Raw genomic sequence first — 15,122 nt, 5'->3', positions numbered from 1 at the left:
ACCAGACTCGTGAATAATCAGGGCTAACCCCTTGGAACTAACCATCTAGCAGGATGCTGAAAAAGTCGATTTTCAGGCGGTGTCCAGTTGCAAACCCGCAGGTCAGGGGCTTGCGTTTCCGGCCAGACCTGCATATTTCAGCAGCCTGCTAGACCCCACGCTGTCGGGGGCGGGATGTCATTGAACGAGCGACGGGAGCGAACCGGGATCTCATGGCTGGCACGACCGTCCGATGACTGGCTGCCGCGCTCATCGCTCAGTGATTCTTCTGGCAGCACCGCAAGTTCGGCATCACAGGGGGGCGGCGAACACCTATGTTGGATCCGCGTCGGTGACCGGCACCGTGCTCAACCAGTACGCGATGTCCGAGCACGAGGGTCACCTGAGAATTGCGACCACCACCGCTCCGGCGTGGCAACCGTGGCGCACAGAGAGCGGTCCCGAATCCGAGAGCTTCGTGACGGTGCCGGCCAAGAAGCAGCCGATGAGAGCCGGACGCTCGGCACGCAGGTGTCGCTGTTCGACACCGCCGACGCCGAGGTGGTCTCCAGGCGCAGCAGCATGCCTGACTTCCGCGAGTTCGCGTCCATCGCGGGCGGCGCCACGAGGTTCTCGGTCGTGGTGCCCAGCCAGTTCGGCTACGCTACGATGCACACGGCTTGGCCGCAAGGGGACCAGCATGGCCGGGGCCATGCTGTCGGCAGGAGGGCTGCAGTGAACGATGAAGACAATATCTCTACAACATCGGCATCTCTACAACATCGGCGGCCATGCCGTCGGCAGGAGGGCTGCAGGCTTCTGCATGCCGGTGGTTGCCGCGGCGTTCGTCTTGGTCGCTTCCGCCGCGGGCGCGGCGGGTGCCTACGATGCGTCGACTCGCAGCGGCAGCGTTCCCGATTCTGGGCAATCAGCGGATCCGTCCGACAGGGCCGCCAAGCACATTGGATCTGAGCCTCGCATCAGCACCTGCTACAAGGAAAGATATGTCGTCAGCCGGACCAGGGTGGGTCTCGGGAATCGGAGCTACGCCGGAGGCAACCGCTACTATTCAGAGACGGATCCGGCGCTGAGATTCTTCAATGCCCACTGGATCTACGATTGGGAGTGGGTGGAGTCCACTCGGAGTTGGACGGGGAGCTGGAGGTATCTGGAGGATTCCTTGGACACCAAGGACGGCGAGATCCTGACCGGATGGATCTGGCACTCGACGTACACCTCCTCCGACCGCTTCACCACGCGGCCCGTCGAGTACGAACTTGCCGAACGACGCCGCTGCGGGCGATATCTCGAATTGCACAGGCATTTGCACGACAGGCTCTTTGAGGTGGGCTGTGTCATTCTCAGCGCCGCAGCTATTGTAGTAACAATTGGGAGTACGGTTCCTAGCCTTGGAACTACCGCACCATATGTTCCGACTGTCGCGATTCTTGCAGGAAGTGTTTGTCTCGTGGACGCGATCAATGACTTCTTTGATGCCGCCCCGTCATCGGTTCTCTATGATCACGGCAAAGATCACTGGATCATAGAGACTGGCTCACCCAGCAAGCGCGTGTTCATCCCGGACGGTTCTTTGACTATTCAGGTCTACGGAGAATGACTGACACCGGCGGCATGGCAGGCCCCGATGAGTCCACCGCCGACGTGGAAGACCACGATGGGTCGGTGGTTGACACGCCATATTCGGACGATACACGGTTAGCAAAGCTGGCAGCGCTACTTGAGCCTCCCGTGGCAGCTCTCTTGCAACTCAGGGTTATAGCTGTGATCATCGCTTCAATCTCTTTTGCGATATTGCTAGCTCGACTCACCGCACGAGCGAGCGACATGAGCGAATGGGTGTATTACGGATATGCTCTTCCGGTGATGCTTGGGTTGGTTTATCTGGTGATAATGCCGGAAATGGAACGATTCCATGCCATCCAAGAAGGACAGCGCGTCCGTGTCACATTTAGTGCATGGAGCGGTTTTCGCCACAGGCACGCGCGGCTGCAGCGGATCTCGCTGGTTCGGGGGCGGCTGTACTTGGCGAGAACTGTTGCGGGTGTGTGCGTGATGCTGGCGCTGCTGACCGTCGCGACCGTCGGACTGGTCCGGTATCTCGCGCACGATCCGTCTGCCCCTGCGATCCCCTCAGGACCGCCGCCTCCCTCGGTGCCTTCGATGCAGCCGCCGGCCCCGGCATGACCCACGCGCGCGGCTTCTGAGCGGGGCAGGCAGCGGGACGAGCTGTCCGTGGGCGGCATGACCCACGCGCGCGGCTTCTGAGCTGCGCCGTTGACCTGAATCGTTCGGGCGCCCTGCCCGCCTGACCGGCCAGAGACCGACGACGACGGCGCCCCGGGGCGCCTCTCGTCTCCGCCGTCGCGTGCGAACCGGTTCGTGTGCCGCGGGGCGGACGGCTATGGTGACTTCAGCCTCGTTGCCCGGCTTGTGCGGCGACCGGCCCAGAACCAGATGCGCGCTCTGCAGCGCTGCAATGATCAGCGAGGCCCGATGCCCAGCCCCGTCGAGTTCAACGCCCGGCGTCTTGCGCGCCGAGACGACATAGCCGATGTTGACGACATAGCCGATGTTGCGGTTCCTCAGGCTCTTGGCCAGCTCGGGCGAGCACCCAGCGGCGTCGATGCGCACCACCAGCGGGGCGTTCCGCGAGGCTGCCGTCGTCGCCGTCGCGGTGGCCTGCCGCGTCGACGGGGGCAGCACCCCCACGGCTGCGTCGAGCACTTCGAGATGATCGGCGATGTCGTTCGCACCGGCGCCGGTGCCCCCAGCAGCGCCGCCGCGCCCTGCGCGTTCAGCCCGACCAAGGTGCGCCACAGCGTCGAATCCGACGCCACGTCCCCGAACATCTCCGGCTGGGCGCGCAGACACTCGATGTCGCTGCACGCCTCCCCGCCAGCAGCCTGCATCAACAACGCGTGAACCAGCACCGCGCCCCGGTCATGGACCGGGGCGCGCTTCCCCCCTCTTGGCACCGCCGCCGACAGCGCGCCGGTCAGCCCGACACGGTCCGCGAAGCCGCCCAAAGCGAACAGTCCCGCGCCCCACACGACCCGGTCTCCGCCACCTGCCAGACGCGCGTTTGTGACACTGATAGACTTCACCTCGGAGATGCCCCCCTGAACCCGCTGATGCGTTCTTTGCGGACATGCATCGTCGCAGGTCAGAGGGGCTTTTCCGCGGACCCCAACAGCCCCGAACACCAGACACGTGAATAATCAGGGCTAGCTGCCGCCATCAAGGAGTGCGAGACCGATTCGCACCTTGAGATCAAAGTCTCGCAAGCGCCGGGAAACTATGGCGCGTTGACCCAGCAGGGCTTACAGGCAGTGCAGGACGCTCTCAAAGAGGCCGTGGGCGAGCTAGAAACCGACGAATGGGTACCCGACGTGCTGCGCATCTTCGATGCCGAAGACATGCCGAGCAAGATCGAACCGGCACCGCCGCGGCGGCGTCCGCCTCAGCCCGCATCACCGCAGCCGCCGCTGCCCCAGCCGGAGCCGGAACCTGGGCCGGCACCACCAGGTCCCGGTCCTGGTCCTGGTCCCGGTCCCGGTCCTGGTCCGGGCCCCCGTCCAGTAAGGCCACAGTCGTGGCGACCCGGCAGTGTCGAAGGAGTACGGCGATCGCTAGTTCCGGTGAACGGCACGGACGCGGTCGTGGAATGGGATTTCACGGGCGAGAGTCGTCGGCCATCTAACGTCGGTGTGTCGGTTGTCGTGGGATCCGGTTCACAACCGTCGGACCGCAGGCCGGCCCCCGACCGGGCACTGCTGATTCGGCCCGAAGGTGGCGATGATGACGAATGGGCTGAGGAACTGAAGGTAGCCGCGGGTCAAGGCACCATCCGTGTTGAGGTGCGAGATGTTCCACCGGGCTGGGAAGCTGTGACGGCGATAGTGAGCAGGCGCGCATGAGCATCGTTCCAGTGCTCGATGACCGTGTCGATGCCCTGTCGCGCGACTGGCCCGAGGCCAGATATCGCTGCAACATGACGACGGTGCGCAATGGGCAGGCCATCACCGCGCATCACGTCCTTGAGGGAGCGGATGGGCTGGACGCGTTGGTCGCCAGTGGCGCCGCGCGCTTTGCTGTTGAGATCGTTTCCTCAGCCACGTTCAGGAGCAGCTTGGAGCGAGCACCTGAAGGCACCCGGACTCACACTCTTGATCTCGACGCCGCGACATTCGCCAAGGATGGTGCCCAGGCTCGCCCGGGCCTCATCGCCGTCCGCGACTGCACGCTGCCGGTAGCTCACCTCAGCCCAGCTTGGCAAGGGCTCGGGGACATCGTCGAGGTGCAAGCCGGTCAATGGCTCGCTCGAGGCCAGCATGCAGAACTGACATCGCCGCAAATGAGTCTGCTCCGGTTCGTCCCGGACAGAGCCCTGCGCAGATTTGAAATGCGATGCCGATACGCCCATCCCATCTATGAGATCGTCATGCACCCTGATGACCTGGCCGAGTGTCAGCAAAACGAAGGTCAGCCTGCGGCCAAGACCGTCATGCTCGCTGCGTGGGCGTCGGCTCTGGCTGATGCGAAGCAACGAAGCGCGTTCGCTGGCAGCGGCGACGGGGAGGACGATGTCAGCAGTGAGCAGAAAGAGCAGATCGGCTATCAGCTGGAGGCCAAGATCAAGGCTCTAGACCCAGAGTGTCCAGCACCAGGTGATGAAGATTACGACCCTTTGAGGGCCGCCACGGTGCTGCTCGGCGAGGACTTGATCAAGTTCGACACCGAAGGCGACGCGGCGTGAACGCGAACGGCTACATCGTTCCCGGACACGTGGAGCGCAGCTTCAGCGAATGGCAGCAGTCACTCGTAGAGCAGAAGAGGTCCAAGAACCCTGCGCCAACGCTCATCCAACGTCAGCAGGAGCTTGTCGCAGCGGCTACATCGTCAGATCGACTGGCCACTCTCCTGCGACAGAAGCTTGGTGCTGCGCCTGAGCTCCTGGAGGAGGTGCCGCCACTGCAGGGGGTTACGGCCGACGAGATGCTGACCAGCAACTTCGAGTGGGAGCGCCACGTCGGACTGCAGCTTGAGGCCGTTACACCGCAACAAGCCCTATCGAGTCCTTGGTGGTACATATGTCACATCGCTTGGCTGAGGGCGGACACATTCCCGAACCCGCCTGACGTCGCGTTCAACGCACGAGTCAACCCCAAGGTGCTGTCGACCGACCCCGCCTCGATGCCCAATTCCGCGTCAGAAACGCTCGATAGGGCCACGAGAAATCTGCTACGTCGGCTGGGCGGCCTACCGCATATTCGTCGCCTCTACCGCGTTGCAATCGACCCGCCGATCTCACGTGCCTATTGGAGGTACCGCCTCGCTGCAGACGCGGTCGCAAATGCCCCAGCCGGTGCCAATCTGACCGCTGAGGATTGTCACCGGACACTCCACCGCAGCTCTTGGGACCGCTTTATGGAGCGTTCACAAGGCACCTACAGCGCCTTGCTTGCTCCGCGCGCACTGGCGGCCGTCTGCGCCATAGCCGAGTCCAGTAACAGAGGCGTGCGCGACGAGCACCTACAGGCCATAGCCCAACGGTGCCTGAGGTCGCACCTGGAACTCATGGACTGGGCCACGCTGACTCGTACCCCCGATCCAGTGCCTTCTGAGCCGGCACAATCCGGCGAGTTTGCACCGGCCGCAGGCAATCGTCAGGCGCGGCGGCGACGAAGGCGCTGACGGCAGGTCCTCGACAAAGCGAATGACCTCTGAGGTGTTCGCTGGGGCGGTCGGCACCGGGCTGTCGCGTCATGACTGAGACGAAATCGGTGTCGCTGCCTGCGTTGACGCCGTGGCAGTGCCCACGACATGCAAGAGCGAGCGGGCACGGAGCGCATGATGAGTGGTGTTGCTGGAAGGGGTGGCAACCAGCGCTGGTCGTCCCACTGACCTGCCCGGTTCCGCAACGTGGTTCGCACCGGCGACCAGGCAGTGCTAAAAGCGCCGGACACCAGCGTGCCGAGCAGATGTCTACGGCCGAGATCTACGGCGACATGTACGAGCGCGCCTTCGTCATGCGCTGAGCTCGTCCAGCTTCTCGGCTATTCCCACCAGCAGCTCGGTATGGCCGGTCAGCGTCTCGGCAACTTCGCGCTGCGATGCCTCAAGACCGCGCTGCGATGCCTCAAGACCGCTCTGTGATGCCTCGACCCGTTGCAGTGCTGCCCTCTGGACCTCGAACGCTGCATCGAGTGCTTCGCCGGCCGACGGCAGGGAATCGGGTGCTTCGTCATCTGGCACGACAACACGGTACTGCAGCGCGTGATCGTCAGCGAAATCCTTTTCTGCAGAGAGGGAGGTGTTGCCGGCGAGCGCGGGCGGTTGAATGCAGCGGTGGATCCGCTGTTCGCCATCTACCGCAGTCGAGCCGACAAGCTGCTCGTCGAGCTCTGGGCGGTCCATCTCATAGCCGGAGCGATCGCTGGCCTGCTCTGCGCCCTGTTCACGTCGCTGGGTTGGTGGGCGATGCCGATTGCGCTGGTCGCCGCATGCGGGCTGGCCATGTTCTGGCTGGGTGTCGGTGAGCGCCGTCTGCGGTCGGTGATGGTTCCCGCCGGCTCGACTCAGTGCGGTCCCGCTGACGAGCCCCGGCTGGCGAACATCGTCGACGGCATCTGCCTGCTCGTCGGTGTGGAGCGCCCGACGCTCGTCATCCACCCGGCGGCGGTTGCAAATGCGTCGGCATTCGGCCGTCGGCCGGACCGCACGACGGTCGTCGTCACCCAGGGGCTGCTGGACGAGCTGGGTCGCATCGAGTTCGAGGCCGTGATCGCGCGGCTGCTGACCCAAGTGCGCGACGGCCGCATCGCGTACCTGACCACTGCGGTGACCACGGTGGGATTGCCGGCGCTGCTGTGGCGATCGCTGTGGCCGTTGGTGCAGGTTCGGCTCGAACGAGAGGCCAGTACCGGCAGCGACTTCGATGACGATGCGGAGGCCGTGAAGCTCACCCGCTACCCGCCGGGCCTCGCCGATGCGCTCGAGACGATGTCGGGTGTTGGGGTGAGCATGTCCACCCCGAAGGCGACATGGCCGCTGTGGCTGGCCGACCCGCGGGCCGCCGACGCCCGGCAGCCCGACGAGCTGCCCGACTACCGGGCCGATCTCGAGACACGGGTCGCCGTTCTGCGGGAATTCTGAGGACAGCGCGAGGGCCGCTCCCTACACTGGGTTCATGAATTCTGGGTCCATGACTTCAGGCTCCACACCGACGGACCAATCTGGCGCCTCGACAGCTTCCGATTCGCAGCCAGCAGAGACCCAACTGGTCGGAACCGTTCTGGTCAAGCGCGGACTCGCCGACATGCTCCGCGGCGGCGTCATCATGGACGTCGTCACCGGTGAGCACGCCAAGATCGCCGAGGACGCCGGCGCTGTCGCCGTCATGGCGCTCGAGCGTGTGCCGGCAGACATCCGGCGCGACGGCGGTGTGGCACGCATGAGCGATCCTGCGATGATCGAGGGCATCCAGGCTGCGGTGACCATCCCGGTGATGGCCAAGGCCCGCATTGGCCATTTCGCGGAGGCGCAGATCCTCGAGTCGCTCGACGTCGACTACATCGACGAATCCGAGGTGCTCACTCCCGCCGACGAAGCCCATCACATCGACAAGTGGGCGTTCACCGTGCCGTTCGTGTGCGGGGCCACCAACCTGGGCGAAGCGCTGCGGCGCATCTCCGAGGGCGCCTGCATGATCCGCTCCAAGGGCGAAGCCGGCACCGGCAACATCATCGAGGCGGTGCGGCACCTGCGGGCCATCACCGGCGACATCCGCAAGATCACCCAGGCCGACTCCGCCGAGCTGTTCGACTGGGCGAAGCAGCTGCAGTCGCCCCTCGGGCTGGTGCAGGAGATCGCCGAGACGGGCCGCCTGCCGGTGCCGTTGTTCTGCGCCGGCGGCATCGCCACACCGGCCGATGCGTCGCTCGTGATGCAGTTGGGCGCCGAGGCGGTGTTCGTCGGGTCGGGCATCTTCAAGAGCGAGGACCCGGCGCCGAGGGCCGCGGCGATCGTCGAGGCCACGACGCACTACCGGGATCCGTCGGTGGTGGCCAAGGTCAGCCAAGGTCTCGGCAGTGCAATGCCGGGTCTCGAGATGGAGAGCCTCGAGACCAAGCTCGCCGAACGCGGCTGGTAAGAGGCTGAGCCGGATGGTGAAGCCGTGGCCCGAACGGCCTGTGAGCCCAATCGCATGAGCTATGGGGGCAAGAGCGGGCTGCAATGGCGGCGCGCCGCCGAATAGCGATGTGGTGACCGTCATCGACGGGCTGCCGCTGGTCGGCGTCGTGGCGCTGCAGGGTGCCGCCGCTGAGCACCTCGGCGCATTCCGGCGTCTCGGGGCGCGGGCGGTGGAGGTGCGCGTGCCGTCTGATCTCGATGGTGTCGGCGCTGTCGTGATCCCCGGCGGCGAATCGACCACGATGTCGCACCTGCTCGGCACAAGCGGGCTGTTCGATCCGCTGGCGGAGCGTCTGGCGGACGGCCTGCCCGCGTTCGGCACGTGCGCCGGCATGATCCTGCTCGCTGCTGAAGTGCTGGACGGACGGGAGGACCAGCGGTGCTTCAGCGCCATTGACATCTCAGTTCGGCGCAATGCCTTCGGCCGCCAAGCCGCCAGCTTCGAGGCCGTTCTCGACGCCGAAGGACTCGACGCGCCGTTTCACGCAGTGTTCATTCGGGCCCCGTGGGTGGAGCGAACCGGCACTGGCGTCGAAGTGCTCGCGACGATGAGCACGGGTTCGGCCTCGCACGGGGCTTCGGGCAGCGAACGGCACGAACAGCATCGAGGCGACATGCCGGTGCTGTGTCGGTCCGGCCCGATCCTGGTTTCGAGTTTCCATCCCGAACTGACTGCTGACGACCGCATCCACCGCATGTTCCTGGACATGGTCGTCGCTTCGGATTCCTGTGAAGCTCACATCATGTGAATCGGCATGTGACTCCGCGGTGACGCTCAACATGATCGAGGACGTTGCCTGCAACGCTGGGTGGCTGGTCCTGCCCTTGGATGCGAGCACTCCCAACATCACGGAACGGCTCGAGGAACGCATCGAGTGGGTCCGCGACGAAGACGAGTCTTTGGCCTCGGCGCCACGGGGCGGAACCGAGGCGACGACGAAAGGGGTGCGTGTTCTGGGCGCTGAGTGGCAGCGACAGGTGGTGCGAGCCATTGAGCCGAAGTGGGGCATTCGCCGGCAGTTGACGACTCTGGCGGAACATGCCGCGGCGAATGGCTCGGCGGTCCTGTTGACGATCGACGAGTTGCACAGCGGCAACCTCGAAGAACTCCGGCGTCTGTCATCTGATGTGCAGCACATCACCAAGCGCGAGCAGCGGCCCCTCGCCTTTGTCGGCGCAGGCCTCGCGGGGATGCGCCACATGCTGCTTGAGGACAAGAAGATGACGTTATCGCGCCGGAGCTCTCGTAGGGGATACGGCTCCCATCGCAGCTCGTCAGTTTCGGTCATATCTGTGCAGACTGGTCGGGCACATGCGGGTGGAACCGCGAGACGAGCATCCACTTGTTGCCGCGAGTGCGCGGGTCGGCGCGGGTGGGTGCCACGATCTCGTCGTCCCTGAGGCGGCGGAGCCAGTTCAGCACCGTCTGTTTCGAGGTGCCGAGCGCTGCTGCGAGGTCGACGCTGCTGAGTGGGCCAGCCTGAAGCAGCTGGATGACCTCGGCCGGGGTGCCCTCATACAGCGGCTGCAATTGAGCCTGCTGCCGGGCATCCGGCTTCGGCGGTGGTGCCCATGGATCGTGATCGAACCTGCCAGCGAGCCGATCGCCATCGCCGAGCGCCGAGACGCCGGGGCGGAAGCACTGGTCACGAACGGTGACGACCAGCTCTCGTACTCGGTCGTCCAGTTCAGGCCGTCCTGTCCCCACCCGGTCGAGAGCCTGCACCGCCGCACGCAGTCCCGAACCCCGGTTTTCGCACACAGGCCTGCCGGTGCCCGGGATGACCACATCTTCGAGCAGTCGTGCAAGCAGCGCATTGCGGGTGCTGTTGATGCTCGAGTCGATGAGCTGCGCGACATCGGTGCGTCCTGCGTGGATGCCGTGCAAGCCGCCGGGGCTGGCGACCTCGAATCGATCGGGATAAAGAGAGATGCGCACCTGGGTGCCCTGTGTGGCGGGGTGGTAGTCGCGGTGCATCAGTGCATTGGCGACAATCTCGCGGATGGCCTCCGTCGGGTAGTCCCAGATGTCCTGGCGACCGGCGCCTTCCACGACTGACCGCCGGCGCATGTTGCGCTGCATCGCCGACACTGCCTGCGCCACGATCGCAGGTATTGGCCCGTCGAGCGGCTGGTTGTCGATGAAGCGCGTTCCGTCCGCTAGGGCAGACCCGTCCATCGTCGGCAGCACGATGAATGAGGCGGCCAGTTGGGGCACGAACTGTTGCGGGTAGCGGCCGAGTGCGAGCAAGCCTGCGAGCGTGACCGATGAGTCGGGCTGCTGATCGGTCAGCACGCCGAGCATGTGCAGCACGTCGTGATCAGCGAGATGGGTGAAGATCTCGCCGCGCCGCTAGCGAAGCCGTCTCAGCAGGTCGCTCACGAGCGCATCGTCCAGATGCTCCAGGCGGGCGCCGTCGACTGGCTTCGCGTCGTCGGTCGGCTGACCGCGGCCCGACACCATCACATGTATCTCGTAGTCCGTCAGGCGCCGGTTGCCGTCATGAACCCGGACGTAGGAACCCTGGTTCATGCCCTCGACCCGGACATAGCAGGGCCGGTGTTGGTGCCCCAGCGGCGGGACACGGGCTGCAACCACTGGGTTGCCGTCGACATGGCAGATGCCGACGGTCGGCCGCACCTTGGGCTCAAGGTCGTCCGAGCAGGCCGAAGCCAAATCCGCAGCGAGCTTGGCAATGTCAATAGGCGTCGGCAGGAAATCGGCGTCGCTCAGTCCGAAGATGAGCAGTCCCCCTCGGCCATTCGAGAACGCCGAGATGGATTTCAACACGCTGTCGGGAAAGCCTCCCGCCGCAGACTTGACTTCCACCGATTCGAGATCGGTTGCGGCCGCCCGAAGCTGCGGCACGACGGTGTCCACTTCCGCTTGCAGCTCTGCGGATGCGGCAGTGTGCCCATCAGTTCCAGTATTCACAGCACCCACTTTAGCGAAAATGCGCACATTGCAGAAATTTTGTGCACAAGTAACGCTGTTATGTCAGGCAATGCGGAAAGTTTGCGGAAATTTCCGCAAAGGGTGCTGGGTGCGTGGCGTCCTCGCGGTGCGTCGGCGGGCGGTGGGGAAGCCGAGGCCGACGCCGCGGTCGGCGGGGCCGGGCCAATGCTCAGTCACTGCGCCGGATTGGCATCCGTGGTCTCATGGTCTGGCGATTCGATTGCTTGGACGATGCGGTGGACACTCGATGAGGGGTTGCCGTCGGGGAATCCGGTTCCGTCCCGCTCATGCATTTCCGCAAGTCGCAGCGCTCTGCGAGAGGCCGTGTCGCGGCGTTGCATGTACTCGCGTGTATCGAGGCCTTGGCCCTCCGAGCCGTCGAGTCGTCGGCGCTTGCTTCGGGCCTCTGATGTGTCGAGCCAACGTGAGTGTTCGGCATAGTGGAGGATGAGCCACAGCTCAAAGCATGGGTTCGAGACCGCTATGTGGATGCCATTGTCACGGGCCATCTGAATCGCGTCGTTGAGTCCGTGGTGCGGCTCAGGAGCCTCCACGTCGAAGACGCACCAGTACTCGACCTGCCGAGATTTGGCTTCGGCGTCCTGGCGTTGTGCGTTTTGGGCTTCGGTCACCAGTCGGCGGGGGCCGTAGCCCAGACCGCGGATGTCCAGCGCCGCTGTTCGTCGAGTCTCGGGCAGCGCGGCAAGCGCATTGAAGTACATCGGTTCGGTCACTTCGCCCTCGCAGTAGACGACGAACCGCTTGCGCTCGTCCGTTTGAGGCCGACGTCGGCGCAAGGGTCTTGTGCTGCGGCGACGAGACACCAGGACGCTCGCTCAGGCGCTGAGGCCGAGGGCCTCGCGGACGACAAACTGATCAACAACCGGCACGCCGCCGAACCTGCCTTGGAGGTATCCCCGTTCGAGGTTGGTGGATCGGCGGACGCGATCGCCCCGAAAATCGGACAGCGGCGTCAGCGCGGTGCTGCCGTCGACTTGCTTGTCGGTGAGCCAAACCTCGTCGCGGTTGAGGTGCCCAAGCAATGTCGTGTCGTGGGTGGTGAAGATGAGCTGCGCGTCATGCTGATTGGTTTCGGGGTCCTGAAACATCTCGACGAGCTTGCCGGAGATCGCAGGGTGAAGGCTCGAGTCCAATTCGTCCACGACGAGAATGCCGCCGTTCCGGAGGACCGCGAGGAGGTCTGGCATCAACCCAAGCCAGGTGAGTGTTCCTCCTGACTCTTCGCCGAGTTCCAGCGGCATCGGTGTGCCGGCGACGTCATGCAGCAGTCGCAGGCGCCGTCCGCCGTACCCGTTGTCTTCCGATGCGACTGCAACCTCCACATCGCGCACCCCGAGATCGGCGAATCGCAACATTGCCAACGCCATGACACGATCGGCATGACGGTCTGGAGGAGTCGTCTCGTCGCCTGCCGCCTGGTGCCTCCGACGATCGTCGTCGAAGACATCAAGAAGAAACTCCGGCCAGTCGTGCCGCCCCCAACCCATGCTGTAACGGTGCAACCGAAACTCTGTTGGCACGAACGAGTGCGGCCACACGCCGACAAAGTTGATGTCGCTCAGCGCGGTGGCGACGGCATTGATCTCGGGCGTCAGGCGATCGGCGACGGACAGCACCAGCGTTGTTGGCGTGATCAGCTCGCGTCCTCCGCCGCTCAGCCGCGTCCCCCGCCGGAACTCAAGTTCGTCGCCGTCGCGCTCGAAGAGCGTGCGGCGACGTCGCTGCGGGTAGCTGTACAGCGCTTCGAACTGCACGGCGTCGTCGTCAACCTCTAGCTCATAGCGATGGTGCACCCCGCCAACCACCATGTCGACGTTGAAGCCCGAGTCCTGCTGCCCTAGGTCTCCGAAGGCAAACGGGTCGCGGGGTATCTTCCGCTTCCAACGCATAAGCGACGCCTGCACCGCTTGTTGAAGCCACGCGATGCCATCCAGCAGGTTCGTCTTGCCAGAACCATTGGCGCCGTACACACCTGCGACTGTCAGCGCCTTCTCGTCGGTCCAGCCGAGAGGCCGCGCGGCGTCTCGGTCCTTGTCGACTGCGATCATCGAGAGTTCCACCGGCTTGCTGATGGATCGATGGTTGGAGACCTCAAATCTCAACAGCATTGCAGACATTGCACAGCCACCTTGCTTTCCTCGTCATAAACCTGCGAGAACTAGAGAATAGGTGCAGAAAGAAGGATATCTCACCTCTACGCGTCTCATGAAGGGCGACTGTCGACGACGCATACTTGGCGTCTCCCGGGCTGCGTGCCGGGTTAGCCGATGCGCTTCGTGGGCGATGAGGTCGGCCGCAGAGAGGACCCCGATGTGCTGCCGGCGTAGCGTTCGGCGGGGCCGCTGCCTGTGGCAACGTCGGCCAAGCCATCAGCAGGCACGAAGGGGGACTGCGTGAACGCTCAGACGCACAGTGAGCTGGCGAACTTCATCTGGAGCATCTGCAAACCTGAATCACCCCGGTTTTGGTGGAGGCTCTGTTCCTTGAGAGGATGGAGCGATGCCAGGAAATGGGAGATATCCAGTCGAGCTGCGTGAGCGCGCGGTGAGGATGGTGCTGGAGAACCAGCGTCTGTATGGGTCTCAGTGGGAGGCGATCTGCTCGGTCGCCGGCAAGCTGGGTCCGACGGCGGAGACGGTGCGCAAGTGGGTGCGTCGTGCTGAGATCGACGGCGGCGTCCGCCCGGGGGTGAGCTCGGCGGATCGTGCTCGGATCACCGAGCTCGAGCGCGAGAACCGTGAGTTGCGCCGGGCGAACGGGATCTTGAAGGCGGCGTCGGCTTTCTTCGGGGCGGAGCTCGACCGCCAGTCTCAGAGATAGTGGCGTTCGTGGACGTTCACCGGGACCGGTTCGGGGTCGAGCCGATCTGCGCTGTGCTCGCCGAGCACGGTGTCGGGATCGCCCCGTCCACCTATTACGCCGCCAAGGCCAGGCCGCCGTCGGCTCGGGCGCTGCGGGACGCGTGGCTGCGCGTCGAGACCGCCAGGGTGCACAAGGCGAACTACGACGCTTATGGGGCGGCGAAGGTGTGGGACCACCTCAACCGCGTCGAGGGCGTGCGGGTGGCGCGCTGCACTGTGGAGCGCCTCATGGGCGAGCTGGGCCTGCGGGGCGTGCGGCGGGGCGCAAAGGTGCGCACCACCGTCGGCGGTCCCGACGCCGAACGCCCCGACGACCTCGTCAAGCGGGACTTCGCGGTGCCGGCCCCGGACCGGCTGTGGCTGGCGGACCTCACCTATGTGCGCACCGCAAGCGGCTTCGTGTACGTGTCGTTCGTGATCGACGCCTACAGCCGCCGCGTGATCGGCTGGCAGGCGTCGCGGTCGATGCGCGCCGACCTGGCCCTCGACGCCCTGGAGATGGCCATCTCCGCTCGCCGCCGCGACGGGCGCTGCATCGAGGGGGTCACCCATCACAGCGACATGGGATCGCAGTACCTGTCGATCCGCTACAGCCAGCGGCTCGCCGACAACGACATCGTCGCCTCGGTCGGCTCCAAAGGCGACAGCTACGACAACTCCATGATCGAGAGCCTCAACGGGCTCTACAAATGGGAGCTCATCTACCCACGCGGACCCTGGCAAGGACTGTCCGACGTCGAGTTCGCCACCCTCGAATGGGTCGACTGGTACAACCACCGACGCAGCCACAGCGCCCTGATCGCCGGCCGCGGCAACTACACCACCCCCGCCGAACACGAGACCACCTACTACCGTCAACACAGCACAGCCACCCCGGCCGTGACACAACAACCCGAGTCTCTACAAAACACGGGGTGATTCACTGCTTGGACCGCGGCAAGACCAAACGAGAAGCCATCCGGGCCCTCAAGCGACGCATCTCAGACCGAATCTGGACACACCTCAACACCCACGCCTTGACATAGGAGCTCATCTAGAACGCTTGCGAATGGCCTGCTCGTGTGCGCGCCGGCCTTGTGGGGTGGGGCACT

Annotated in this window: 14 protein-coding genes and 1 other annotated feature; of the genes, 9 read left to right on the top strand and 5 right to left on the bottom strand. The window is 64.7% G+C overall.

The genetic code is table 11. The annotated features are described in order from the left end of the window. Nucleotides 1-232 precede the first annotated feature (232 nt). The 5 genes from ACOGXQ_RS04680 (at nucleotide 233) to ACOGXQ_RS04660 (ending at nucleotide 4,756) form a co-directional block, all read left to right on the top strand. A complete protein-coding gene (locus ACOGXQ_RS04680) occupies nucleotides 233-718 on the top strand; it encodes a beta-propeller domain-containing protein (RefSeq protein ID WP_419946283.1) in 486 nt (161 codons plus the stop codon). 3 nt (nucleotides 719-721) lie between these two features. Next, entirely contained in the window at nucleotides 722-1,597 is an 876-nt protein-coding gene (locus ACOGXQ_RS04675) for a hypothetical protein (RefSeq protein WP_419946282.1), read from the top strand. After that, nucleotides 1,594-2,184, top strand: coding sequence for a hypothetical protein (locus ACOGXQ_RS04670; RefSeq protein WP_419946281.1), 591 nt, complete (start codon nucleotides 1,594-1,596; stop codon nucleotides 2,182-2,184). The genes ACOGXQ_RS04675 and ACOGXQ_RS04670 overlap by 4 nt, the downstream gene beginning before the upstream one ends. 309 nt (nucleotides 2,185-2,493) lie before the next feature. Further along, on the top strand, nucleotides 2,494-2,922 hold the full coding sequence (locus tag ACOGXQ_RS04665) for a hypothetical protein (protein ID WP_419946280.1): 429 nt from the start codon (nucleotides 2,494-2,496) through the stop codon (nucleotides 2,920-2,922). A gap of 991 nt (nucleotides 2,923-3,913) precedes the next feature. Next, nucleotides 3,914-4,756 (top strand): hypothetical protein, encoded by an 843-nt coding sequence (locus tag ACOGXQ_RS04660; protein ID WP_419946279.1) that lies wholly within the window; start codon nucleotides 3,914-3,916, stop codon nucleotides 4,754-4,756. A gap of 1,271 nt (nucleotides 4,757-6,027) precedes the next feature. On the opposite strand, the gene ACOGXQ_RS04655 is transcribed toward ACOGXQ_RS04660, so the two are convergent. Continuing rightward, entirely contained in the window at nucleotides 6,028-6,255 is a 228-nt protein-coding gene (locus ACOGXQ_RS04655; RefSeq protein ID WP_419946278.1) for a hypothetical protein, read from the bottom strand. 93 nt (nucleotides 6,256-6,348) lie between these two features. On the opposite strand from ACOGXQ_RS04655, the gene ACOGXQ_RS04650 reads away from it, so the two are divergent. From ACOGXQ_RS04650 to pdxT, 3 genes are all read left to right on the top strand, one after another. Continuing rightward, a complete protein-coding gene (locus ACOGXQ_RS04650; RefSeq protein ID WP_419946277.1) occupies nucleotides 6,349-7,155 on the top strand; it encodes a hypothetical protein in 807 nt (268 codons plus the stop codon). A gap of 49 nt (nucleotides 7,156-7,204) precedes the next feature. After that, nucleotides 7,205-8,152, top strand: a complete 948-nt coding sequence (gene pdxS / locus ACOGXQ_RS04645) for a pyridoxal 5'-phosphate synthase lyase subunit PdxS (RefSeq protein WP_419947338.1) — start codon at nucleotides 7,205-7,207, stop codon at nucleotides 8,150-8,152. Between the two features lie 130 nt (nucleotides 8,153-8,282). Then, the gene (pdxT, locus tag ACOGXQ_RS04640; protein WP_419947337.1) at nucleotides 8,283-8,942 is read left to right on the top strand and encodes a pyridoxal 5'-phosphate synthase glutaminase subunit PdxT; all 660 of its coding nucleotides are present in this window, start codon (nucleotides 8,283-8,285) and stop codon (nucleotides 8,940-8,942) included. Between the two features lie 536 nt (nucleotides 8,943-9,478). On the opposite strand, the gene ACOGXQ_RS04635 is transcribed toward pdxT, so the two are convergent. From ACOGXQ_RS04635 to ACOGXQ_RS04620, 4 genes are all read right to left on the bottom strand, one after another. Continuing rightward, nucleotides 9,479-10,498, bottom strand: coding sequence for an ATP-binding protein (locus ACOGXQ_RS04635; protein ID WP_419946276.1), 1,020 nt, complete (start codon nucleotides 10,496-10,498; stop codon nucleotides 9,479-9,481). A gap of 48 nt (nucleotides 10,499-10,546) precedes the next feature. Continuing rightward, entirely contained in the window at nucleotides 10,547-11,128 is a 582-nt protein-coding gene (locus ACOGXQ_RS04630) for a helix-turn-helix domain-containing protein (RefSeq protein WP_419946275.1), read from the bottom strand. 194 nt (nucleotides 11,129-11,322) lie between these two features. Further along, on the bottom strand, nucleotides 11,323-11,883 hold the full coding sequence (locus ACOGXQ_RS04625; RefSeq protein WP_419946274.1) for an RloB family protein: 561 nt from the start codon (nucleotides 11,881-11,883) through the stop codon (nucleotides 11,323-11,325). 102 nt (nucleotides 11,884-11,985) lie between these two features. Further along, nucleotides 11,986-13,278, bottom strand: coding sequence for an AAA family ATPase (locus ACOGXQ_RS04620; protein WP_419946273.1), 1,293 nt, complete (start codon nucleotides 13,276-13,278; stop codon nucleotides 11,986-11,988). Nucleotides 13,279-13,669: 391 nt separating this feature from the next. Between ACOGXQ_RS04620 and ACOGXQ_RS04615 the strand changes: the two genes are divergently transcribed. Beyond that, a protein-coding gene (locus ACOGXQ_RS04615; RefSeq protein ID WP_419946272.1) for an IS3 family transposase occupies nucleotides 13,670-14,949 on the top strand; the annotation gives its coding sequence in 2 pieces (ribosomal slippage) (nucleotides 13,670-13,949 and nucleotides 13,949-14,949; 1,281 coding nt in all). Continuing rightward, nucleotides 13,948-14,076 (top strand) — a sequence feature (AL1L pseudoknot). Its footprint overlaps the gene before it by 129 nt. Nucleotides 14,950-15,122: the final 173 nt, after the last annotated feature.

The organism is Candidatus Poriferisodalis sp. (genome assembly GCF_965208485.1).
In the GTDB taxonomy this organism is placed as follows: domain Bacteria; phylum Actinomycetota; class Acidimicrobiia; order Acidimicrobiales; family Poriferisodalaceae; genus Poriferisodalis.
Note: the sequence above shows the minus strand (reverse complement) of the source record. Positions and strands in the feature narration are given on the sequence as shown.